Genomic DNA, 20,087 nt, shown 5'->3' with positions numbered 1-20,087 from the left:
GCCCGCTTCCGTAGCGTATTTTGCGCATGCCTGCGCGTGCGCTAGGCCTCCATGAAACAGCACTAAAGGACAGACTGATATGAGCGGCAATCCGGACCAGAAATATGACGAGGTCGTTCTCTCCCGGCGCTCGATCCGTGGCTATCTGGACAAGCCGGTGCCGCAGGAATTGATCGAGGAAATTCTCAGGCTGGCGATGCGCTCGCCCTCCTCGATGAACACCCAGCCCTATCACTTCCACGTCATCACCGGCGAACCGCTCGACCGCATCCGCAAGGGCAACACCGAGCGCATTCTCGCAGGCGAACCCGACAGCCGCGAATTTCGGCGCGGAGAACCTTTCGCCGGCAAACACCGCGACCGGCAGGTCGGCTGCGCGATCCAGCTGTTCGAGGCCATGGGGATCGGCCGCGACGACAAGGAGAAACGCCAAGACTGGGTGCTGCGCGGATTCCGCCAGTTTGACGCGCCGGTCTGCGTGATCGTGACCTATGACAAGGAATTGTCAGGCAGCGACGACACCGCCTTCGATTGCGGAGCCGTCACCACAGCCCTCGTCAACGCCGCATGGTCGCGCGGGCTAGGCTGCGTGATCAACTCGCAAGGCATCATGCAAAGCCCCGTCGTGCGCGAACATGCCGGTATTCCCGACGATCAGGTGATCATGAAAGCGGTCGCCATGGGCTGGCCGGATGAAGACTTCCCCGCAAACCCGGTGAAGATCACACGCCGCGAAGTTGGCGAGGCTGCGACGTTTGTAGGGTTTGGGTGAGCCTCCGCTTTCTGCACGACTTAATTGCCGTCGGTACAGCTGCTAGGGAAATCGATCGGGCAGTCATCAGCCGAGTCCTGTTGTCTTCTACGAGATCGGGGGTTAGCCCTTGAAATTCTTACACAGGACTTGAAGCGGGGCCGATGACTTCAATCAATACTTCCAAAGCCGTTGAACTGATTGATCAGCATCTCGATGCGCTTTCTGCCCGTTTTGTGGCGCGCAGATCGCTGATGGAGCTGGTGATGCTGGGCCTGATTTCAAAGGAGCATGTGCTGCTGATCGGTCCGCCCGGCACTGGCAAGTCTGCCGCGGTTCAGGCGATTGCCAATGCGCTCGATGCAAGCAGTTTTGAATATCTGATCGGGCGGTTCACCGAGCCTGGTGAGCTGTTCGGCGCGCTCGATCTTGGCGCGTTGCGCGACGGTGAAGTAAGACCGGTGACAAAGGGCATGCTGCCCGAAGCGGAAATCGCGTTTCTCGACGAAATTTTCCTCGGCTCGACCGCGATTCTCAACTCACTGCTCAAGATCCTCAATGAGCGGACCTATCGGCGCGGCCAGTTCGAGACCAAGGTTCCCCTGGTTTCCTGCATCGCTGCCTCAAACGAGCTTCCCACTGATGCCGCTCTGGCAGCTTTCGCTGATCGGTTCCTGCTCACCATGTTTGTCGATCCTGTGCCGGATCAGCAGCTCCCAGCTTTGCTCGATGCGGGATGGAAAGAAGCTCAGCGCGCGCAAGACGACCTCGCCCCGCTGGATCGCAAAGTGTTGGCCGCGCTCCAAAGCGCAGCGCTTGAAGTCGACGTTTCTGACATAGGCGAGGCCTATGCGCATATTGTGCGCAAGATCCGCTTGCTCGGTGTGCCGATGTCAGATCGCAAACTGGTCAAAGGGCTAAAGCTGATCGCCGCAGCGGCTTTGCTTCGCGGGAGCGACAAAGCAGGTCTAGAGGACCTGTGGCCGGTTAGCTTTCTGGTCCAGTCGCGCGAGCGGCAGGCGGAGCTGCGCGATCTGCTCCATGCTGAGCTCGCCGAAAGCCGCAATCCGGTTCTGGCTGGCAGTGTTGAACAAGCGATCCACGGCCTGTCCGCCCATGCAGCACAGCTGCAAGGACAAGCGGAGGCGCTGCTCAACGCCCGCCCAGGACCATGGTCCGAGCGCGAGGGCGAAGTTTGGCTGGTCCGGCTCGAAACTTTGCTCACCAGTATCGATGCAGCTTTCTCCGAAGAAACACTGCCCGATGATCTTGCCGATCTGCGCAAGCGGATAGAAGGCGCTTTGGAAGAGCGATCGAATGGAGTGATCGGAGCCAATGCATCCGATGGCGATCAGGCCGTGCCAGCAGCCGAGTGATGCAGTGGCGGCGAACTGATCCCCTCCAGCGCGTCGATGGTTTGTTGCTTCTAGGCAGCGATGCTCACACTCGGATGGAGACCGCTTTAGAGGGGAAGTCTCCGCTCATCCGCAGCCTGCCCGCCGCGCGCGGTGATGGTTGGGCCGCGATCTTCGCTGGGACATTGCCCGGCACGAGTGACCCGATTGTGCCAAGGATTGCCGGGGCGCTCTCGCTCTATCAGGCTCAACCGGGATGGTATTTTCCCGTCGGCTCAGAGCTAGCGGTACCCGATGATATGAAAGCGCAATTGCTGGGCCGTTTGGCACAAGAGACGGGCTTTCGCTCGCCAGCAATAATTGTGCCGCGCTTTGCCGCTGAAGAGGCTGTTTCGAGCGAGGTCGATATCTACCCCGTCCACTTGCGACGCGAGATGCTCAACGCATGAGCGAGGTCGACCAATCCCCGCCAGACGCGGTTCTTCCGGCGGCTTATGCGCCGTTCAATCCACTGCTCGACCAGCTTTCGCCAGCTTTGGCGCAAGTGTTGCGCGGTCAATTGGCGCAGTTCGAAATGTTCGCCAGAAATCTGGCTTCGATAGATGATGCGCCGCGCGGTGAATTTGAAGGGCTGAGTGGTCTGACCAATCGCGGCGACTTTGAGCATATTCTGCAAAGCGAATTGCTGCTCCAATCCGAGGCTCCCATCGAATTCCTCCGCCGCTTGGCCGAGGCAGAAACGCTGTTTCATGACCGCCAATATGCCGATCCCGGCGCGAAGCAAGTCTGGAGAGTGATCGTCTCAGCAGGCCCTGAAATCATCGGCCATGCGCGCCTGATAGCACTCGCCGCTTTGTTCTTTCTGGCGAGAGTCGCCGAACAACGCGGTGGCCGGTTTGAATGGTGCTTCCTTCCCTCAAGCGGTGAGATCACCTGGTTCAAGGGGCTCTCGGTCAATTCGGTAAAGCGCTTTCTGCGCACGGTCGCTTTTCGCGAAGCAACCGCCAGCGACGTCGCTCTTGCACGTCAAGTCTGGGATGATGCTGAGACTGGCACGGATGAATCGAGCCGGCCCGATCACGCCGATTGGGTGATCGGGTCCGGGCGCGAATACAGCGCGCAAGATGCTGTTGCCACGCAGGAGCCCAACCACCTCAGCTTCGTCCTCAAACCGCATATCAAGAATGAGCCGCGCGAGGTGGAGATCACGGTGCGCAAGGCTTTTCGCGAGCAAGCCCATGGCTTGATTGCGCTGGCTGATGACAAAAAATGCCTATCCGCGCTTGAGCGCCCCTTCCCGGCCCCTTCGCACTCCAAGAAAAACCACCGCGAACCCTCGCAAGCCCCGCGGATGGAGGGGTGGGCGCCGCGCTATCTAACGGTGCTTGCAGGCAATTATCTTGTGATCCATTTGTCCGATGGCCTGCTGGTGCGACGGCTCGGCCAATATGAAGGAGAGACGTGGAACTGGTTTGCGCCTTTGCCCGCAGACGCAAGAATTGCAGGTATCGATATTGAAAAGAACGTCCTCAAACTCGTTCTATTACGCCAGGCCGGAGAGAAGCACAGGCTCGCCATTCAGCTTTTCGTTCTAACCGTTCGAAGCGAAGAGCATGTGGGCAGCTACATTTCCCACCGAGTTCACGCTCGTGATGATTTGCTCAATTCTCGCGACTACGCTCTACCGGGCATAGTCGATCATGATTTCCACCACGGCGGTTCACTCGACGTTTTTGGTCGCTTAGGTGCACGCTATCGGCTCGATCGAAGAGGGAACTTATTGCAACCCGAAGTGCCCGAGATTCTCCTGTCCACCGGGCAGCATTTCATCATCGACAATTCAACTGCCTCCATGTCGTTCTTGCAAGTCATGCGGCACCGCGACGAAGAATTGGTGGCGCGATATCGCCCCGCTCTCGAAGCGATGCCGGTCCGATTCCACGATATGGTCTGGTCATCCGATTCGACCAAATTCGCATACGCACAAAGTGCCGGCGCTTGGTTTGCACTCGGCCAATCAGCCTCATCCGAGGCTTACGCGGATGCAGAGCTTCCGTTTCAAACTCATGATGGTGAACGTGTACTTTCGATCAACATCAAGAACAATGAAGTCCACGCGCTACTGTGGTCCGACGCGCGGATCGGCGGCGAAGGTACGATCGAGGCGGTTCGTTATCGCGATGGCACTCGAGTTCGTACAACTCGCCCTATCGACTTGGGAGAAGATGCCGACAGGATTGTTCGCATCGCACAGCGGAACGCCAAATTGCTGGCGATTAAGGTCGGCCTTTCTGGTGAACCCAAAGAGATGATTTCGCTACGCTATAAGCGGCCCAACGCACACAATGCACGCGAAGTATTTGATCTCACCGCCATCGCAGACGAGGCAATGTTGCTGCGCGTTAAGGACGCTTCATGAGAGTGACGCGATCATCGCGAAGCGCGCGGACAACCGGGCGCCAAGGTTTCAGCAGGGCAGCCCAGCGCGCAATTGCGACCATGCCGCCGCTGCCTCCGCAGATCATCAAATTCGGTGCGCGGCAGCCATGCCTTGGGCTTGCTTTCATCGGACCCGGCAGCCTGCAAATCTCCGCACTGAAGGCGATCAGGGATGACGTGTCTCGCATTGCCGAAGGGTATGTCGAACAAGGCGAAAACCGGTTCCATATTACCTTTGTTGAACTGCGCAGGCCGAAATCAGGCCTTGCCCAGATGTACCCGCAGGCCTTGCCCTTGGCGCTTGCCAAGCCCGGAGTGCTCACAAGCTATTTCAAGGACGATGGCGAGGCGGCCGCTGGCATCGATGCAAAGAGCAGCAATGCTGCGAATGCGGCCTCTGTGCGCGCGGTGGAGCTGTGGTGGTCAGGTCAGCCCTTGCGCGTCTCGCTGCACCTGCTTCGTTCCGTCCCGCGAACGCAGCTCTGGGAGATGCCCGAGGTCGCAATCCACACTGCCATTATCCCTGATGCCGCCGCGAATGAGAGCGACAATCGGGCTGCCAGCGCTGACGCCAACCGTGCCAAGACGCGAAAGGCGGCCCAGCCATTCGGCAGCGCGATCAGTGAGAGCCTCGCAGCGCGGTTGCTGAAATCGCAAGAGCTTAGCGATCCCGACCCATTTGGCGAGTTGCGCGAAGGGCTGAAGCGTCCATCGGCCTTCGGTGAAAACATGCGGCGGCTCGGCTGGTATCTCGCCGGAACCTGGCCGCGAATCTGGAAAGTGTTCGCGGGGCTTGCAACAGTTGCGCTGATCCTGTTGGCCACTTTCGTCGTGGTCGCTGTGCTCGTCTCAGGGTTGAAAGTGCTTGGCCTCTCCATTGCCGGGTTCTTTGTTGGTTTTATGTTGCTGCGATTTCTGGGCGGGTTGATTGGCGGTGCCATTTCATATGGCTCCGCATCCCACGATTCAGCGCGCGAACGCGGCCCGGGCCTCTTTGAAAATTTTCTCGGTTGGCTGGCTTGGAAGAACCCGTTCAGCTCAGTTCACCGCCAAGTCAGCCAACGAGTTAAACAGCTCGAAAGCATGATGGCGCGCGGGCAAATTGATGAAGCGCTCAAGCTGGCATTCCGGCTGGGCAACAATCGGCCCGGATCGAAGCACAAGCGCACAATCTATCCACGCGAGCTGCCCAGCGCGCGCGCAACGCTCGATTTCGACTATGTTGATAGCGGATTTGGCGCGCCGATCCTGAGCGACGGCCAGGACTGGGAGTTGCGGCAGCGCTATTTTCAACTGGCCGAACAATTGGAGAAGGATGGCGATTTGCGCCGCGCGGCCTTTATCTATTCGCAGCTTCTGGGCGAACACGAAGAGGCGGTCCGGCTGCTCGAAAAAGCAAAGCTTCCACATGAGGCGCTCAAACTGGCGCTAGCTGGCAAGGTCAATCCGGCAATCACTGTTCGGCTGCTTTACGAGGCAGGTCGCAAGCAAGAAGCGTTGGCTTTGGCCGTTCGGGCGGGTTGTTTTGAGGCTCTGGTCGAACAAAGCCGCAAGAAGGACGCCGTGTTCCACATCGACGTGATCAAGGCCTGGACCGAAGCGCTGATTGACAGCGGACAGGTGCTACGCGCGTTGCAAGTGACCGATGAACTCGCCAACCAGATTGGGGCCAATACGACCCTGCTCGCGCTGCGCCGATCGTGGCTCGGCGCAGTTCTTGTCGCATCGCAAGGATCGAATCTGCCCGCCGAGGCCGTTGCGCGCGCGCTCCTGACTTGCACGCTCGAGCACCCCGATCCGCTAGAACAATTTCCAGAGCGGTTGCGTGCGACGGGAGATGAGCTGCTCGACATGGCGCTGGACCGGCTGCAGGATGCGACGCAGGACGACCGGGGCGGCGACGATCTTTTGGGTGTGCTTACGTCCTTACGGCGGCTCGCGCTGCGCAAATCTCCCGAGCAGAACACTTTCTGGTCGGGTCCCGGCTCCACATTGCTCGAGCAGTTAGGCCAGTGCCTGCTCCGGCAAGGTTCCAGTCAATTGCAAACGCCTGATCTCGACGCCTTGGGCCAATTGCTGAACATGGCGGGACACCGCGTTTTGGCGAGAGATCTGACCAAGCTGAACCGCTTGATCAAATCGAGTGAAGAGACAGCGCGCGAATGGACCGTACCTCCCCTCGCCGCTCAAAAACCGATGGTGACAAGAGCGTGCGTGCTTGGGAACGGAACCATTCTGGCATGGCGGGATTCAGGTTTTCTCGAATTGATGGACAAGAATGGCGCGATGCTCTGGCGTGAACGCTTTGAGCAGCCGAGCGCGATTATTCCCGTTGGACAGGGAAGCAAGGTGCTGATCCTGCGCGAAGGCCTCGGGGCACAAACCATCGTGAGCTGCTTCGACACCGCTTCACGCACAATGCGCGAAATAGGTAGCCTCGCCTTGAAAGCGCATCACGACATCACCGATGAGCTTGGCTGGATGGTTCAGGTGGGCGGCAGAATCGGCGCGCTCAGTCTAGCGAGGATGACTACGCAAGAGCCTGAGTTCGAGTTTCTATGGTCGTGCTCGCTCACGGACAGGCTGCAAACAATCGCCTTTTGTCACGGGTTGAAATGCGCATCTTGGGCAACAGTGGATGTAAGCCCCGACCGGCTGGGTATAATCGAACTCTGGAAGTTCACTGATAGCGGTGATCTTGAGACTTTCATCCTAAGGCCGGGCGAGAATGGCCAAACCGGCCAGCCTAATCCACCAATGCTCTGGGCGTGGAGCCAAGACCGGGGATCCATCATGGCTCCGCTGTCAAAAGACAATGCCTGGTTGGCCGTGCAGCAATGGGACGAATATTCCGAGCGCCAAGTGCGCCTCACCATGGCCAAGCGTGCGCGGGACGAAGGTATCGATCATCTGGTGCCATGCGACCTCGATCGTTCGGCTGCGGTGGTGACCGATGGCAAGATCGAAATACGCAGTCACGAACGTTCAGGGCCGCGCTTTGAGCTGCATCACGATAAAGAACTCACGCTTTACTGTCATGCGCGTCTGCCACTTGGGCCCGCCGATCGCCTCACCAAACACGCTAAGAGGCACGCTCGTACCTCTGGCAAGGTGTTGCTGGGTGATACGCATGGACGACTGTTTCTAGTGGATCCGAGGACCGCACGGGTGCGCGAGCTTTAAAAGCATCTCGAGCGGCTAGCGGAGCACCTAGCGCAAGCTCACCACATTATCCGCCTCGGGCCGCACGCGGCTGCCGTCGAACAGGCTCATCATCGGCTCGTCTTCGACCACAACGACCTCTGCATCGCCGAAGCCGTTGAAGCCGGTCTTCATTGCCGCTCCGTAGGCGCCGAGCATGCCGATCTCGATATAGTCGCCTGCCTGGATGTCGCCGGGCAGCGCGAAGGGGCCGGCCATGTAGTCGGCGTCGTCGCAGGTGGGGCCGTAGAAGGCGAAGTCCTCTAGGGGGTCGCGCAGATCGCCTTCGAGCGCGGCCACGGGGAAGCGCCAGCCCACATGCGCCGCGTCGTAGAGCGCGCCGTAAGCGCCGTCATTGATGTAAAGCTCACCCGCACGGCGGCGTTCGACCTTGACGATCATGCTCGAATATTCGGCGCACAATGCGCGGCCCGGCTCGCACCACAGCTCTGCATTGTAGGCGACCGGCAGCGCGTAGAAGTGCTGGTGGATGATCTGGAAGTAATCCTCCAGCGGCGGCGGCTCCATGCCGGGATAGATGCTGGGGAAGCCCCCGCCCACGTCGATCATGTCGATCACAACGCTCGCCTCCGCAATTGCAGCGCGGGTGCGGTCGAGCGCTTGCACAAAGGCAAACGGGCTCATCGCCTGTGATCCGACATGGAAGCACACGCCCAGCCAGTCGCAATGCTGGCGCGCGTTCTGGAGCAGTCCGGGCGCTTCGAGCAGGTCGCAGCCGAATTTGCTGGCAAGCGACAGTTCCGAATATTCGCTCGACACGCGCAGCCGCACGCACAGGCGCAGATCGGTTGCTGGTTCGCCCGTTTCCGGATCGCTGCACACCTCGACGATCTTCTCCAGCTCCTCGATGGAATCGAGGCTGAAAGTGCGCACGCCGTGGGTGTGATAGGCCTCGCGGATCGCGCCGCGCGTCTTGATCGGATGCATGAAGCACAAGGTCGCCTCGGGCAGCAGAGCACGCACCAGACGGACCTCGGCAATCGAGGCGACGTCGTAATGCGTAACGCCCGCGCGCCACAGCACTTCGATCAGATCGGGAGCAGGATTGGCCTTCACCGCATAGAGCACCTTGCCGGGAAACTTCTCGGCAAAGAACTTTGCAGCACGCGTCGCGGCGTGCGGGCGGTTGAGGATGACTGGCTCGTCGGGCTGGCGAGCCCGCGCTACAGTCTTGGCATCAGGAAAGATGTGCAACTCAAGGGACCCCCTAATGGTTCAGTGTTCGACCAAACGGTTACGAGCCTGCCTTGCGGTTAGTCCCTTGGGGCAGAAGAGACGCGCATATAGCGCCAAAATGTTCAGCCGCAATCAAAAACCGACATTGGGAACCTGATCCACGGTGCCGCGCTCGCTATCGTCGAGCTGGTTGAAGTCAGCCTGCTGGAATCCGAGCATTCCGGCGAACAGAACCGCCGGGAAATTCTCGCGCGCCGTGTTGAACTGCGCGACCGCTGCGTTGAGCGCACGGCGGGCAGCGGCGAGCTTGTCCTCGATATCGGCTAGCTCGCGCTGAAGCTCCTGAAAATTCGCGCTGGCCTTGAGGTCGGGATAGGCCTCGCCCAGTGCCAGCAGGTTGTCGAGCGCGATTTTGAGGCCTTGCTCGCTGCTGCTGTCGGGCGATCCCTTGGCTGCGACATTGCGCGCCTCAACCACCGCTTCGAGGGTGGAACTTTCGTGCCCGGCATAGCCCTTCACGCTTTCGACGAGGTTGGGGATGAGATCATGCCGCTGGCGCAATTGCGCGTCGATATCGGCGGTTCCCTGGCGCACATTCTGGCGCAATCCGACGAGATTGTTGTAAATCCCGATCACCATAACGGCGATCACAACCAACAGGCCGATCAGCCCAAATCCAAGAAATCCCATTATCCACCCCTCCTTTACGGCCTGCGTTTATAGTAGCAGTAAGAGGTTAAGGGAAAGGGGGGAGACAGGCCAATGCACGCGGATGTCCAAAGTCTAATGAGCGGAGAGCTGGGGGAATGGCTTTCCCAGCAGCAGGCAATGCGCGACGCAGCCACGAAAAAGGCACGCAATCGCTGGTTTTACGCCGGAATTGCCGCCTTGCCGGTGATCGCCTTTATCCTGTTCATGCCATTTGAACTGGGCATGTTCCGCCTCTTCCTGTCGGGCTTTATCGGTTTTGGCGTGTTCGCCTGGGGCTATGCTCCGATCAACGAGGCCAAGAAGACGATCAAGGTCGGGATCAATTCCGCGATCGCGCGTAGTCTTGGCATATCCTACGAGCATGACCTTGTGCCGGGCGAGGAATATGAAGCCGCGCGGCGCTATGGATTGCTGCCATCCTACCAGCGAGACAGTCAGGAAGACCGCTGGTTTGGAGAGCTGGAGGGCCACCCTTTCAACCTTTACGAGGCGCATCTCGAACAGCGGCGCGGTTCGGGTAAGAACCGCCGCTGGGTCACGGTGTTTCGCGGGGCGATCATCTCCATGGGCTTTGGCCGCAATTTCCACTCGACCACGCTTTTGCAGCGCAAGGGCAAGCACAAGAAATGGTTCGGCTTTGGTGGGCGCGCCGACCATGCCGAATTTGGCGACCATAGGCTGGATTATGTGGATCAGGTCCACCCCGATTTCGAAGGGGTGTTCGAGGTCTGGAGCGACGATCAGGTCGAAGCCCGCGTCCTAATCCATCCCAGCTATGTCGAGCATCTGCTTTCGCTGGAGCGGGTGTTTAACGGCGATGCGGTGCGCGCGTTGTTCCGCAAAGGAGAAGTCATCATCGCGATTGAAAGCGGCAATATGTTCGAAAGCGGATCGATGAAGGCTGAGAAAGACGCCGAGCACGCCGCCGAAACCGCCGAGCAATTTGCAGCGATGGCGCGGCTTGCGACCGCGATCAACCAGAACGAACGCGGGCGGGTGCTTTCTAAAGAGTCTCGCGGCAGGCCTTAGCGGCCCCTATTCGCCACCCGCGGCAATCCCGGCAGCATCCGGGGCAAGGTCCAGCATCACTGCCACATTTGCGCGGATATTGGCCATCGTCGCGCCATTATCGAGCACCTGATAGCGGGTCACACCAAGCGTCTTTTCTTCGAAATCGGCCCAGGTGTTGAGCGCGGCATACTTGAAATTCGCCTCGGCCAGAGTTTCAAAGGTCACTTCGGGAGGCAGGTTGTAGCGCACCTGCATCATGATGCCCTGACAGCCCGACACGCCGTCCGCGTTACAAGCCGTACCGATGAGGAAATAAGTCACCCCGTCCTTGGCGCGCGCGACCACCATCTGTTCGCTTTCATCGACTTCGAGCACTTCATGGCCCAGCGATCCGACAACCGCGCTGAGATCGGCGGTCGTCACTGACAGCTTTACGGTCTGCGCGTCATATCCCTGCGCGGCAACAGGTGCTGCGACCAAGCCCGCCAGCGCCAAAGCAGCCGCGGCGGTGATTCCAAGTTTCAACATTTCCAAAGCTCCCCCGATAGCATTCGCGCGCCAGCCTAGCTGAGCCGGTCGCGAAAGTCCTCATAGTCGAACCGCTTCACGCATTCGAGCGCATCGGTTTCGCTGTCCCAAAGCCAGATGCTCGGCAGCTGAACGCCGTTGAAAGTGTTGGTCTTCACCATCGAATAATGCGCCTGATCGAGGAAGGCGAAACGCGCGCCGGGATCGGCTTTGACCGGCAGGCGGTAATCGCCAATCACATCGCCAGCGAGGCAGGACGGTCCGCCCAGACGGATCGGGACGGAATCGTCGCTCAGCTCGCCCAGCATCGCGGGGCGGTACGGCGCTTCGAGAACGTCGGGCATGTGGCAGGTGGCCGAGATATCGGTGATGCCGATGGGCACATCGTTGAAGCCGGTATCGAGCAGAGTGCCAACCAGAATGCCCGCATCCAGCGCGACCGCTTCGCCGGGTTCGAGGATGATTTCCGCGCCCGTATCCGCCGCCGCGTCGCGCAGGAACTCGATCAGCTCATCGCGCTCGTAGTCATCGCGGGTGATGTGGTGCCCGCCACCCATATTGATCCATTTGAGCTGCCCGAAATACGGCTCAATCGCATCGAAAACGCGGTCCCATGTTGCGCGCAGCGGCTCGAACGTCTGCTCGCACAGATTGTGGAAATGGATGCCTTCGACACCCTCCATCGTCTCCTCGGTCAGCTGATCAATCGGAAAGCCGAGCCGTGATCCGGGGGCGCTGGGATCGTATTTGGGCACTTCGCCGGTCGGGACCATCGGGTTGAGCCTGAGGCCCACGCTGACATCCCCGCCCGTCACCGCCGCCTGATCCAGAATGAGCGCCGCGCGCTTCATCTGGCTGGGCGAGTTGAAGATCACATGGTCTGACAGCCTGCAAATCTCGTCCAGCTCTTCCGGCTTGAACGCGGCAGAATAGGTTGCGATCTCGCCGTCGTAAAACTCGCTCGCCAGCCGCGCTTCCCATAGGCCGCTGGTCGAAACCCCGTCGAGATACTCGCCGATGACATGCGCGGTCGACCACATGGAAAACGCCTTGAGCGCGGCAAACACCTTGATGCTTGCCCCGTCCGACACCGCTTCGTCCCGAATGCCCGCCAGCACCTGGCAATTGCTGCGGATTTTCGCCGCATCGACAACAAAGGCAGGGCTGTCGACACGGGACAGATCGAACTGGGCGAAAGCGCCCGGATTGCCGGCTTTGGTTTCCATGGAGCAGGCCCATAAACGTAAAGCGGCCTCGCTGGAAGCACCCAGCGAAGCCGCTTCGTGTCAGCCATGGCAAGAGCTCAGCTCTTGCGCGATCCTGCCAGCAGTCCGGCGAGAATGCCTTCGATCGCTCCGGGATATATCCCGCGCAAAGCGACTGCCTGCATTGGAACATCAGCTCCGGTCGGAGCGATGAAAAGCGCCCAATAGCTGGCATATCCGGCGCAGCAGACGATCAGCGCGACCGCAATCGCAACTACCCATTGCCCGGCGGGCGACGGCATCTTGCCTGCCAGCCACGCCGCAACGACAAAGGGAATTACTCCGGTTAGGACGACCAGGATCGCGACCGAAACCATATATCCGATCGAGAACTCAGGCGGTGCTGCGATCAGATATTTGTATGCACCAAAGGCAAGCAGAAATACGCCATAAAGCCCCCATGCAGTCTTGCGCGCGATCATTGGCTTGTCTCTTCTTCAGGTTGCGGTTTGCGGAATTCATATTCGCGGTTCCAGCTGTTGAGATCTTCGAGATAGGCCGGATAGGATGTGCCGAAAGCAAAGTCAGAATTGTCGCCGTAAAGCACCAGCACTCCTTCGAGCGGCTCGTCGCCATCATTGACAAATTGATGCTTCACAAACTGCGCAACAAACACACTCATCCCTGCCTCCAGGCGGATGGGCCCGTCATCGGAATGCATCACGCCGGTTCCGCTCGTAATTACGAACAGGTTCGGCATCTGCCCGACCTCGAGCCTCGGGTCGGAATTGACCTCTCCATCAGGGGGCAGCGAAAAGAACAGGATCCTGAAGCCTTTCATCATGTGCAAGGCGGTTGTTGGCGCACCATGGGTCACCAGCGCATTCGCCGCGCCAAAACGCGTGACCTCCGGCTTACCCTTGGTGAAAAAATGCGACAGTGCGAGATACATCTCGGCCTCGTCACCCGCCGTTGATTCAAAGCCTCGCATGTCGCCGGTTTCAACACCCACCCGATCGCTGCCGAAGCTCTGCATCGCGGCCGTGCCCGCATTGATCTCGCCGCTCGCAATCCTCTCAAGCACGTCGAGACTGGCAATGCGGAAACCCCAGGTCGGGCGTTCGGGCCTGCCGCGAGTGAGCGACACTTCATGCGGTCCGAATGTGTGATCGGTAAGCCGGCCGCGCGCCGAAGGGGTTTCGCGGCGAGCAACTGAGACGGTCCACCATTGTTGGCCCAGCCTGATTCCAAATGTCGAATTGATTGCCATCGGATCATTCACATAATCATCGGCAAATTCGCGAAGTATCGCATCCGCCCGCTCGATATCCGCATCGCTCAGCGCCGCGGCGCTTTCGACCTGATTGTTGCTTTGAGCCATGGCTACTCCCGGTATCGCTGCGGCCGTTATCGCCCCTGCTGCGAGGCCCGCCAAGATGATCGCTCTTGCGCACATAATCCACTTCCTCCGTGTTGGTGTAGTGCGGAGGTAATACACGTGGGCTTTATTTTAAGCAAGCGCTTAATTTTTACTCAAGCGCAGGCTCCAGCATATCGGCCAAGTGCGAGGCGAATGTCTCGAGCGTGGGCGTCTTGACGGTCGGATCCCGTTTGGCCAGCGCTTCCCGCACAGGCGCGGCAATGAGGAAAAGTAGCATCGGCCCAAGCACAGTGAGATGAACTGTTTGCGCGTCGAGAGCTTTGGCTGGGGCGTTATCGGGCAAGGACGCGATCATCCGCTCGGTCAATCCCATCGACTGCCGCAACATCGCCCCGCTATCGGGATCAAGCAGCCGATCAGGGTTCATGTATTCGCGCATCAAAATCGGCGCGAGGTAAGGCCTTGCGCTGATCGCGCTGGCAAACCCACGGATCAGATTGCGGACCGGTTGTGAGTTGTCAGACGGCGGCAACCCAGCGACATCGACAAAGCTCTGCATCGCTTCGCCAAGAACCGCATCATACAGCCCCGCCTTTCCCTTGAAATGATACGAAACGAGCGCTTGGTTGCAGCCCGCAACCTCTGCCACATCGCGAACGCCGGTCGCCGCAAATCCCCGCTCTGCAAACAATTGCTCGGCCGCAGCCAATATTGCCGCGCGGGTTTCGAGTGTGCGCTTTTGCGGCTTCTTTTGCTTGGTTCGGGCGGCGTCCATAGGCGCAAGCTTAAGCGAGCGCTTAACTCAGGTCAAAAGAGAGAAACCCGCGCCGCGCTAACTTTGCGAGCACCGGCTAATATCGATCGAGAGCCAGTGCGAATGCAGCGCCCGCCTCATCATCAAAGCAAACGAACACGACCTTTTCGATTGCTCCGGGATTGTCGGTCAGCGCAGCCTTCACAGATAGAACCGCGACCTTAGCGGCCTTGCTCAACGGAAACCGGTACCGCCCTGTCGAGATGGCAGGAAACCCGACGGAGCGAGCGCCCAATTTCACCGCGGCCTCAACCGAACGCGAATAGCATCGCCCCAGCAACACCTCTTCACCCCTGTTCCCATCTTGCCAGACAGGTCCAACCGTATGGATGATGTGACGAGCTTGCAGATTGTAGCCTTTGGTGACTTTGACCTCGCCGGTTTTGCATCCGCCCAGCAATCTGCACTCATGCACCAGGTCTGGCCCAGCTGCGCGATGGATAGCGCCATCGACCCCGCCTCCGCCAAGAAGTGAGGAATTCGCCGCATTGACGATCGCATCCAGCCGCAATTCGACAATGTTGCCGATCACGACTTCAAGAAGCGTATCGCCAGATTTGTTTTCCATCGCTTACAGCTTTCTGTGCATGACCAATGCGTCGACATACCCCGCTTTAGGGTGATCGAAGGCATCTGGCAGGCGTCCGACGGTTTCAAATCCAAGGCTTTCCCACAAGCGGACTGCGCCCATATTGGTCGACACCACGAAATTGAACTGCATCGCGGCAAAGCCTAGCTCGCGCGCCATTTGCATCGAATGCTCGCACATCGCACGTGCAATGCCTTTGCCGCGCGCCGCTTCGCCGACCATATAGCCGCAATTGGCGACATGGCTTCCGCCGCCCGCCTGATTGCGTTTGAGATAGTAGGTCCCCAGCACTTCGCCAGCCTCTTCGGCGACGAAGCAATGTCCGCCGCCGTCCATCCAATAGGCGAGCGCGGATTCTCGAGAAATGTCGCGGTCAATCGTGTAGGTCTCACCCGTCCGAATGACTGGACCTATGATGTCCCAAATTGCGCTGGCGTCAGAGGGTTGGGCTTCGCGGATCAAAACCCAACCGGCCCGTCGAGCTCCTTAACCTGCCACGGCAGGCCATGCTGGTTGAGCATCTCCATAAACGGATCGGGGTCCATTTCTTCCATGTTGAAGACGCCCTCTCCCGACCACTTGCCGGTCACCATCATCGCAGAGCCGATCATCGCGGGCACGCCGGTTGTGTAGCTCACAGCCTGATTGCCTGTCTCTTCAAACGCGGCCTCATGGCTGCAGATATTGTTGATGTAGAACGTCTTTTCGCCCGAGCCGTCTAGCGCTTCGCCGGTCGCGATGCAGCCGATATTGGTGTTGCCCTTGGTCGTTTCGCCCAGAGTTTCTGGCTTGGGTAATACGGCGGCGAGGAATTGCAGCGGGATGACATCCTTGCCCTGATAGCGCACCGGATCAATCCGCGTCATGCCGACATTCTGGAGCACGGTGAGGTGCTTGATATACTCATCGCCAAAGGTCATCCAGAAGCGCGCGCGCTCAATCTCGGGATTGAACTTGGCGATGCTTTCCAGCTCCTCGTGATACATGAGATAGGCGTTCTTCGGACCGACAGCGTCGAAATCGAACTCGGTCGAAATCTGCATGGCGGGCGTCTCGACCCACTCGCCGTTCTCCCAGTGCCGCGCGGGTGCGGTCACTTCGCGGATGTTGATTTCGGGGTTGAAGTTGGTCGCAAAAGCCTGACCGTGATCGCCGCCATTGCAGTCGAGAATGTCGAGCGTGCGGATGGTCTTCAGCTTGTGCTTCTTGAGCCACATGGTGAAGACGCTGGTCACGCCGGGGTCGAAGCCAGAGCCGAGCAGCGCCATCAACCCCGCTTCCTTGAAGCGGTCATGATAGGCCCACTGCCATTTGTACTCGAACTTTGCCTCGTCCTTCGGCTCGTAATTGGCGGTGTCGAGATAGTGCACGCCCGCCTCCAGACACGCATCCATGATCGGCAGGTCTTGATAAGGTAGCGCGAGATTGACCACGAGGCTGGGCTGCACCTTGCGGATGAGATTGACCATTGCGGGCACTTCTTCCGCGTCGATCTCGTATGTCGCAACCTCGACTCCGGTGCGCTCTTTGACGCTCGCCGCGATCGCATCGCATTTGGAGCGCGTGCGGCTGGCGAGGTGGATTTCGGAGAAGATACCGGCTTGCGTCTTTTGTATTTGGGCCATTTTATGGACGCAGACCGAGCTGACGCCCCCTGCCCCGATAACCAGAACTTTCGACATGGATGACTGCCTTTCAAATGTGATTCTTGCGCGCGTCTTTAGGGCAATGATTGTGGAGCCTCAATCGCGCGAGCATTTCCTACTTCGCTTTGGTGAGGCATAGTCACGTCATGGCTCACACAATTCCAACACGCTTTCTTGCTCCAGAAGCGCAAACTCGCGGATTTCTGCGGGATTTTTCTTCCCCAGGACCGTGTAACATCCGGTCCATGTTACGGCGTATCATGGGAGTGCAAGGGCATGGTTGAAGCACGGCTCCCGACCCGTGACGGCGTGACTGCGGCGGCCAAGAGCATCGCCAGCATCCTGCCGCCCACCCCGTTGCTGCCGGTCGAGATCGGCGGCGTTACGGCGCATGTGAAGGCGGAGAACCTGCAACCCATCGGCGCGTTCAAAATCAGAGGCGGCTGGTGGCGCCTGTCCAACCTGACCGAAGCACAGCGCGCCGCCGGAGTGGTCGCGGTATCGTCAGGCAACCATGCGCAAGGGGTTGCCTGGGCAGCACGGCGGCTGGGGATCGGTGCGACCATCGTGATGCCGCATGACGCGCCGCAGGTGAAGCTCGACAACACGCGCGCTTTGGGCGCCGAGGTCGTGCTCTACCAGCGTCCCGGCGAGGATCGCGACGCGGTTGCCGCCAGACTGATCGAGGAGCGAGGCGGCGTGCTCGTCCACGCATTCGGCGATCCGTGGGTGATCGAGGGGCAAGGCAGCGCTGGCGTAGAGATAGAGCAGCAATTGGGCCGCGAGCCCTCGCGCATCATCGCTTGCTGCGGCGGCGGGGGACTGGCGGCTGGCCTCGGCCTCGCCTGCCCCGGTGCGGCGATCCATGTGGTCGAGCCCGAAGGGTGGGACATGGTCGGACAGGCGCTCGCCGCGGGCAAACTGGTGCAAGTCGCTGACCCTGCTCCGGCGACGATCTGCGATGCGCTTCAGCCAAATGTGACCAAGCAGCTCAATCTCGACCTGCTCAGCGGCCGGGCCGAACCGGGCGTGACGGTGAGCGATGACGAAGTGCGCCATGCGCAGCGCTGGGCCTATGCCAATCTGCGACTGGTGATCGAGCCGGGCGGTGCAGCGGCATTGGCGGCGGCGCTGGCGGGCAAGGTGTCGGTGGATGAAAGCACCGTCATCATGATCACTGGAGGCAATGCCGACCCTGCGCGCTTTGCCGAGACGATTGCGGAGCAAATCGAGACAAACAGTTGCAATTGACAATCCATCCGCGCTCTCACAGGTAGTCGCGCAATAACAGTCAAGAGAGGACAGTGATATGCAAGCCCAGATGTTAGCCCCGGCAGCCGTTTTGGTGGTGTGGACGCTGATCGTCCTGTTCTGGATCATCCCAAGCCGCTTTGGCGCGATCGCCAAGCTGGAGGACAAGTCGGCTGTCACCGCCAAGCGAGGCGGTCGCGGCAACGATCTCGAAGGCGTGATCCCGGACAAAGCCAACTGGCCTGCGCACAACCACACTCACCTGCACGAACAGCCCACCCTGTTCTACGCGGTCTCAGCGATCCTCGCGATTGTCGGAGCAGGCGCGCTGGATGTGATGCTGGCGTGGATCTATGTCGGTCTGCGGATCGTCCATTCGCTGTGGCAGATCCTGTTCAACAAGATCCCGATCCGTTTCCTGCTGTTCATTACAAGCACTATTGCACTGATCGTGCTGGCGGTGCGCGCAGTTATGGCCACCGCCTTTGCTTGAACGCCTTGGCCTGATACCGGCTCGGCACAATAGAAAACCCGATTAAGAGGACATGCAACAATGACCGGAATGGATATCCTGCAGCCGGCGGTAGCGCTGATGATCTGGACTATGGTGATGTGGGCATGGATGTACGCAACGCGCATCCCCGCTATGACCAAGGCGCAGGTCGATGTGGACAAGCTGGTGAGCGATCCCGACGCATCGCTTGATCGTACTCTGCCAGCGCACGTCCAGTGGAAAGCCCACAATTACAACCACTTGCACGAAGCGCCGACCGTCTTCTACGCAGTCGCACTGAGCCTCGCACTGCTCGAAGCAGGTGACGGCATGACGGCGTTTCTGGCGTGGATCTACACCGGCCTGCGCATCGTGCACTCGATCGTTCAGGTTACCGCGAACAAGGTGATGGTGCGCTTCGTGCTCTTCGCCCTGTCGAGCTTGGTGCTGATTGCACTGATCGCGATGGCGGCGCTAATCGTCCTCAAATAGGGACGGTGTTCGCCAGACGCTGAATGCGCTGATGCGGAAGCGGCCTTACTCTGCCGCTTCCGCCTCCAGCTCGTCCTCACGTGCGGCAAGATAACGCTCGGCATCGAGCGCAGCCATGCAGCCCATTCCCGCAGCCGTCACCGCCTGACGATAGACATGGTCGGTAACATCGCCCGCAGCAAAGACGCCGGGGATCGCGGTCTTGGGAGTGCCCGGCTCGACATCGAGATAGCCGCCCGCATCCATCGCCAGCTTGCCTTTGAACAGTTCGGTCGCAGGCGCGTGGCCGATGGCGACGAAGGCTCCGTCGACCTCAAGCGTCGAGGTCTCACCGGTCTGCGTGTCCTTGAGCACTAGGTGCCCCAACGCTCCGTTCTCGCCCGCTTCGAAGCTCTCGACCGTCTTGTTCCACAGCGTTGAGATTTTGGGGTTCTTCATTAGGCGCTGCTCGAGGATCTTCTCCGACCGCAGTTCGTCGCGGCGGTGGATCAGGGTCACATCGTCGGAATGGTTGGTGAGGTAGAGCGCTTCCTCGACAGCGGTGTTGCCGCCGCCGATCACCGCAACCTTCTTGCCGCGGTAGAAGAAGCCATCGCAGGTCGCGCAGGCAGACACACCTTTGCCGCCCAGCTCCTGCTCGCCCGGAACGCCAAGCCACTTGGCCTGCGCGCCGGTCGCGATCACGACGGTGTCGGCGATGTACTCGTCGCCGCTATCACCCACTGCGCGATAGGGAGAGCCATTGTCGAAATCGACCTCGGTGATGATGTCGTACATCATGCGCGTGCCGACATGCTCGGCCTGTGCCTTCATCTCCTCCATCAGCCACGGGCCCTGCACCACTTCGCGAAAGCCGGGATAGTTCTCGACATCGGTGGTGATGGTCAGCTGGCCGCCGGGCTGCAGGCCCTGAACCACAATCGGCTCCAGCATGGCGCGCGCAGCGTAGATCGCGGCGCTGTATCCTGCCGGGCCGGAGCCGATGATGAGCATCTTGGTGCGGTGGGTAGCCATGGTTGTATC

The 20,087-nt window shown here is 59.7% G+C and carries 21 protein-coding genes; 9 read left to right on the top strand and 12 right to left on the bottom strand.

What is annotated here, in order from left to right; translation table 11 throughout:
- Positions 1-79 precede the first annotated feature (79 nt).
- The 3 genes from Q0887_RS02760 (at position 80) to Q0887_RS02750 (ending at position 2,555) form a co-directional block, all read left to right on the top strand.
- Positions 80-772 (top strand): nitroreductase, encoded by a 693-nt coding sequence (locus Q0887_RS02760; RefSeq protein WP_299192134.1) that lies wholly within the window; start codon positions 80-82, stop codon positions 770-772.
- Between the two features lie 143 nt (positions 773-915).
- Entirely contained in the window at positions 916-2,127 is a 1,212-nt protein-coding gene (locus Q0887_RS02755; protein ID WP_299192132.1) for an AAA family ATPase, read from the top strand.
- Between the two features lie 74 nt (positions 2,128-2,201).
- The gene (locus Q0887_RS02750; protein WP_299192130.1) at positions 2,202-2,555 is read left to right on the top strand and encodes a hypothetical protein; all 354 of its coding nucleotides are present in this window, start codon (positions 2,202-2,204) and stop codon (positions 2,553-2,555) included.
- Here the strand turns inward: Q0887_RS02750 and Q0887_RS02745 are convergent.
- Positions 2,516-2,857, bottom strand: coding sequence for a hypothetical protein (locus Q0887_RS02745; RefSeq protein WP_299192128.1), 342 nt, complete (start codon positions 2,855-2,857; stop codon positions 2,516-2,518). The two genes, Q0887_RS02750 and Q0887_RS02745, sit on opposite strands and share 40 nt — an antisense overlap.
- A 102-nt stretch (positions 2,858-2,959) precedes the next feature.
- On the opposite strand from Q0887_RS02745, the gene Q0887_RS02740 reads away from it, so the two are divergent.
- Both Q0887_RS02740 and Q0887_RS02735 read left to right on the top strand, forming a co-directional pair.
- On the top strand, positions 2,960-4,525 hold the full coding sequence (locus Q0887_RS02740; RefSeq protein ID WP_299192126.1) for a hypothetical protein: 1,566 nt from the start codon (positions 2,960-2,962) through the stop codon (positions 4,523-4,525).
- A gap of 80 nt (positions 4,526-4,605) precedes the next feature.
- The gene (locus tag Q0887_RS02735; RefSeq protein ID WP_299192124.1) at positions 4,606-7,728 is read left to right on the top strand and encodes a hypothetical protein; all 3,123 of its coding nucleotides are present in this window, start codon (positions 4,606-4,608) and stop codon (positions 7,726-7,728) included.
- A 27-nt stretch (positions 7,729-7,755) separates the two neighbouring features.
- Here Q0887_RS02735 and Q0887_RS02730 read toward each other — a convergent pair whose 3' ends face one another.
- Positions 7,756-8,961, bottom strand: coding sequence for a type III PLP-dependent enzyme (locus tag Q0887_RS02730; protein WP_299192122.1), 1,206 nt, complete (start codon positions 8,959-8,961; stop codon positions 7,756-7,758).
- A 114-nt stretch (positions 8,962-9,075) separates the two neighbouring features.
- Complete coding sequence (locus Q0887_RS02725) at positions 9,076-9,633, bottom strand: LemA family protein (RefSeq protein WP_299192120.1); 558 nt, start codon at positions 9,631-9,633, stop codon at positions 9,076-9,078.
- Between the two features lie 138 nt (positions 9,634-9,771).
- Between Q0887_RS02725 and Q0887_RS02720 the strand changes: the two genes are divergently transcribed.
- The gene (locus tag Q0887_RS02720) at positions 9,772-10,683 is read left to right on the top strand and encodes a DUF3137 domain-containing protein (protein ID WP_299192119.1); all 912 of its coding nucleotides are present in this window, start codon (positions 9,772-9,774) and stop codon (positions 10,681-10,683) included.
- A gap of 6 nt (positions 10,684-10,689) precedes the next feature.
- On the opposite strand, the gene Q0887_RS02715 is transcribed toward Q0887_RS02720, so the two are convergent.
- The 8 genes from Q0887_RS02715 to Q0887_RS02680 all read right to left on the bottom strand — a co-directional run bounded on the left by Q0887_RS02715 (position 10,690) and on the right by Q0887_RS02680 (position 16,864).
- Positions 10,690-11,193, bottom strand: coding sequence for a hypothetical protein (locus tag Q0887_RS02715; RefSeq protein WP_299192117.1), 504 nt, complete (start codon positions 11,191-11,193; stop codon positions 10,690-10,692).
- A 35-nt stretch (positions 11,194-11,228) separates the two neighbouring features.
- Positions 11,229-12,419 carry a carboxynorspermidine decarboxylase gene (locus Q0887_RS02710; RefSeq protein WP_299192115.1) on the bottom strand — a complete coding sequence of 397 codons (1,191 nt, stop codon included), beginning with the start codon at positions 12,417-12,419 and terminating at the stop codon, positions 11,229-11,231.
- Positions 12,420-12,496: 77 nt separating this feature from the next.
- Positions 12,497-12,880, bottom strand: coding sequence for a hypothetical protein (locus Q0887_RS02705; RefSeq protein ID WP_299192113.1), 384 nt, complete (start codon positions 12,878-12,880; stop codon positions 12,497-12,499).
- Positions 12,877-13,779 (bottom strand): cupin domain-containing protein, encoded by a 903-nt coding sequence (locus tag Q0887_RS02700; RefSeq protein WP_299192112.1) that lies wholly within the window; start codon positions 13,777-13,779, stop codon positions 12,877-12,879. Before Q0887_RS02700 ends, Q0887_RS02705 begins: the two co-directional genes overlap by 4 nt.
- 148 nt (positions 13,780-13,927) lie before the next feature.
- On the bottom strand, positions 13,928-14,554 hold the full coding sequence (locus tag Q0887_RS02695) for a TetR/AcrR family transcriptional regulator (RefSeq protein ID WP_299192111.1): 627 nt from the start codon (positions 14,552-14,554) through the stop codon (positions 13,928-13,930).
- A 76-nt stretch (positions 14,555-14,630) separates the two neighbouring features.
- Positions 14,631-15,161, bottom strand: coding sequence for an O-acetyl-ADP-ribose deacetylase (locus Q0887_RS02690; RefSeq protein ID WP_299192110.1), 531 nt, complete (start codon positions 15,159-15,161; stop codon positions 14,631-14,633).
- A gap of 3 nt (positions 15,162-15,164) precedes the next feature.
- Positions 15,165-15,644: an N-acetyltransferase gene (locus tag Q0887_RS02685; RefSeq protein ID WP_299192109.1), complete on the bottom strand. Its 480-nt coding sequence runs from the start codon at positions 15,642-15,644 to the stop codon at positions 15,165-15,167.
- Entirely contained in the window at positions 15,641-16,864 is a 1,224-nt protein-coding gene (locus Q0887_RS02680) for a saccharopine dehydrogenase family protein (RefSeq protein WP_299192108.1), read from the bottom strand. The genes Q0887_RS02685 and Q0887_RS02680 overlap by 4 nt, the downstream gene beginning before the upstream one ends.
- 240 nt (positions 16,865-17,104) lie before the next feature.
- Between Q0887_RS02680 and Q0887_RS02675 the strand changes: the two genes are divergently transcribed.
- The 3 genes from Q0887_RS02675 to Q0887_RS02665 are packed head-to-tail and all read left to right on the top strand — an operon-like array spanning position 17,105 to position 19,064.
- Positions 17,105-18,079, top strand: coding sequence for a threonine/serine dehydratase (locus tag Q0887_RS02675; protein WP_299192107.1), 975 nt, complete (start codon positions 17,105-17,107; stop codon positions 18,077-18,079).
- 58 nt (positions 18,080-18,137) lie between these two features.
- Entirely contained in the window at positions 18,138-18,572 is a 435-nt protein-coding gene (locus Q0887_RS02670) for an MAPEG family protein (RefSeq protein ID WP_299192106.1), read from the top strand.
- A 60-nt stretch (positions 18,573-18,632) separates the two neighbouring features.
- Positions 18,633-19,064 (top strand): MAPEG family protein, encoded by a 432-nt coding sequence (locus Q0887_RS02665; RefSeq protein WP_299192105.1) that lies wholly within the window; start codon positions 18,633-18,635, stop codon positions 19,062-19,064.
- 45 nt (positions 19,065-19,109) lie between these two features.
- Here the strand turns inward: Q0887_RS02665 and trxB are convergent, their stop codons facing one another.
- Complete coding sequence (gene trxB / locus Q0887_RS02660) at positions 19,110-20,078, bottom strand: thioredoxin-disulfide reductase (RefSeq protein WP_299192104.1); 969 nt, start codon at positions 20,076-20,078, stop codon at positions 19,110-19,112.
- Positions 20,079-20,087: the final 9 nt, after the last annotated feature.

It is taken from the genome of uncultured Erythrobacter sp., from assembly GCF_947492365.1.
In the GTDB taxonomy this organism is placed as follows: Bacteria; Pseudomonadota; Alphaproteobacteria; order Sphingomonadales; family Sphingomonadaceae; genus Erythrobacter.
The sequence above is the reverse complement of the archived record's forward strand: the minus strand, read 5'-3'. Positions and strand labels throughout refer to the sequence as shown.

Excerpts from the sequence above, each read along its gene's own strand:
- Q0887_RS02760 (WP_299192134.1), top strand. The coding sequence starts at position 80 with ATGAGCGGCAATCCGGACCAGAAATATGACGAGGTCGTTCTCTCCCGG.
- Q0887_RS02755 (WP_299192132.1), top strand. The coding sequence starts at position 916 with ATGACTTCAATCAATACTTCCAAAGCCGTTGAACTGATTGATCAGCAT.
- Q0887_RS02750 (WP_299192130.1), top strand. The coding sequence starts at position 2,202 with ATGGAGACCGCTTTAGAGGGGAAGTCTCCGCTCATCCGCAGCCTGCCC.
- Q0887_RS02745 (WP_299192128.1), bottom strand. The coding sequence starts at position 2,857 with ATGAAACAGCGTTTCTGCCTCGGCCAAGCGGCGGAGGAATTCGATGGG.
- Q0887_RS02735 (WP_299192124.1), top strand. The coding sequence starts at position 4,606 with ATGCCGCCGCTGCCTCCGCAGATCATCAAATTCGGTGCGCGGCAGCCA.
- Q0887_RS02725 (WP_299192120.1), bottom strand. The coding sequence starts at position 9,633 with ATGGGATTTCTTGGATTTGGGCTGATCGGCCTGTTGGTTGTGATCGCC.
- Q0887_RS02720 (WP_299192119.1), top strand. The coding sequence starts at position 9,772 with ATGCGCGACGCAGCCACGAAAAAGGCACGCAATCGCTGGTTTTACGCC.
- Q0887_RS02715 (WP_299192117.1), bottom strand. The coding sequence starts at position 11,193 with ATGTTGAAACTTGGAATCACCGCCGCGGCTGCTTTGGCGCTGGCGGGC.
- Q0887_RS02710 (WP_299192115.1), bottom strand. The coding sequence starts at position 12,419 with ATGGAAACCAAAGCCGGCAATCCGGGCGCTTTCGCCCAGTTCGATCTG.
- Q0887_RS02705 (WP_299192113.1), bottom strand. The coding sequence starts at position 12,880 with ATGATCGCGCGCAAGACTGCATGGGGGCTTTATGGCGTATTTCTGCTT.
- Q0887_RS02700 (WP_299192112.1), bottom strand. The coding sequence starts at position 13,779 with ATGGCTCAAAGCAACAATCAGGTCGAAAGCGCCGCGGCGCTGAGCGAT.
- Q0887_RS02695 (WP_299192111.1), bottom strand. The coding sequence starts at position 14,554 with ATGGACGCCGCCCGAACCAAGCAAAAGAAGCCGCAAAAGCGCACACTC.
- Q0887_RS02690 (WP_299192110.1), bottom strand. The coding sequence starts at position 15,161 with ATGGAAAACAAATCTGGCGATACGCTTCTTGAAGTCGTGATCGGCAAC.
- Q0887_RS02680 (WP_299192108.1), bottom strand. The coding sequence starts at position 16,864 with ATGTCGAAAGTTCTGGTTATCGGGGCAGGGGGCGTCAGCTCGGTCTGC.
- Q0887_RS02675 (WP_299192107.1), top strand. The coding sequence starts at position 17,105 with ATGGTTGAAGCACGGCTCCCGACCCGTGACGGCGTGACTGCGGCGGCC.
- Q0887_RS02670 (WP_299192106.1), top strand. The coding sequence starts at position 18,138 with ATGCAAGCCCAGATGTTAGCCCCGGCAGCCGTTTTGGTGGTGTGGACG.
- Q0887_RS02665 (WP_299192105.1), top strand. The coding sequence starts at position 18,633 with ATGACCGGAATGGATATCCTGCAGCCGGCGGTAGCGCTGATGATCTGG.
- trxB (WP_299192104.1), bottom strand. The coding sequence starts at position 20,078 with ATGGCTACCCACCGCACCAAGATGCTCATCATCGGCTCCGGCCCGGCA.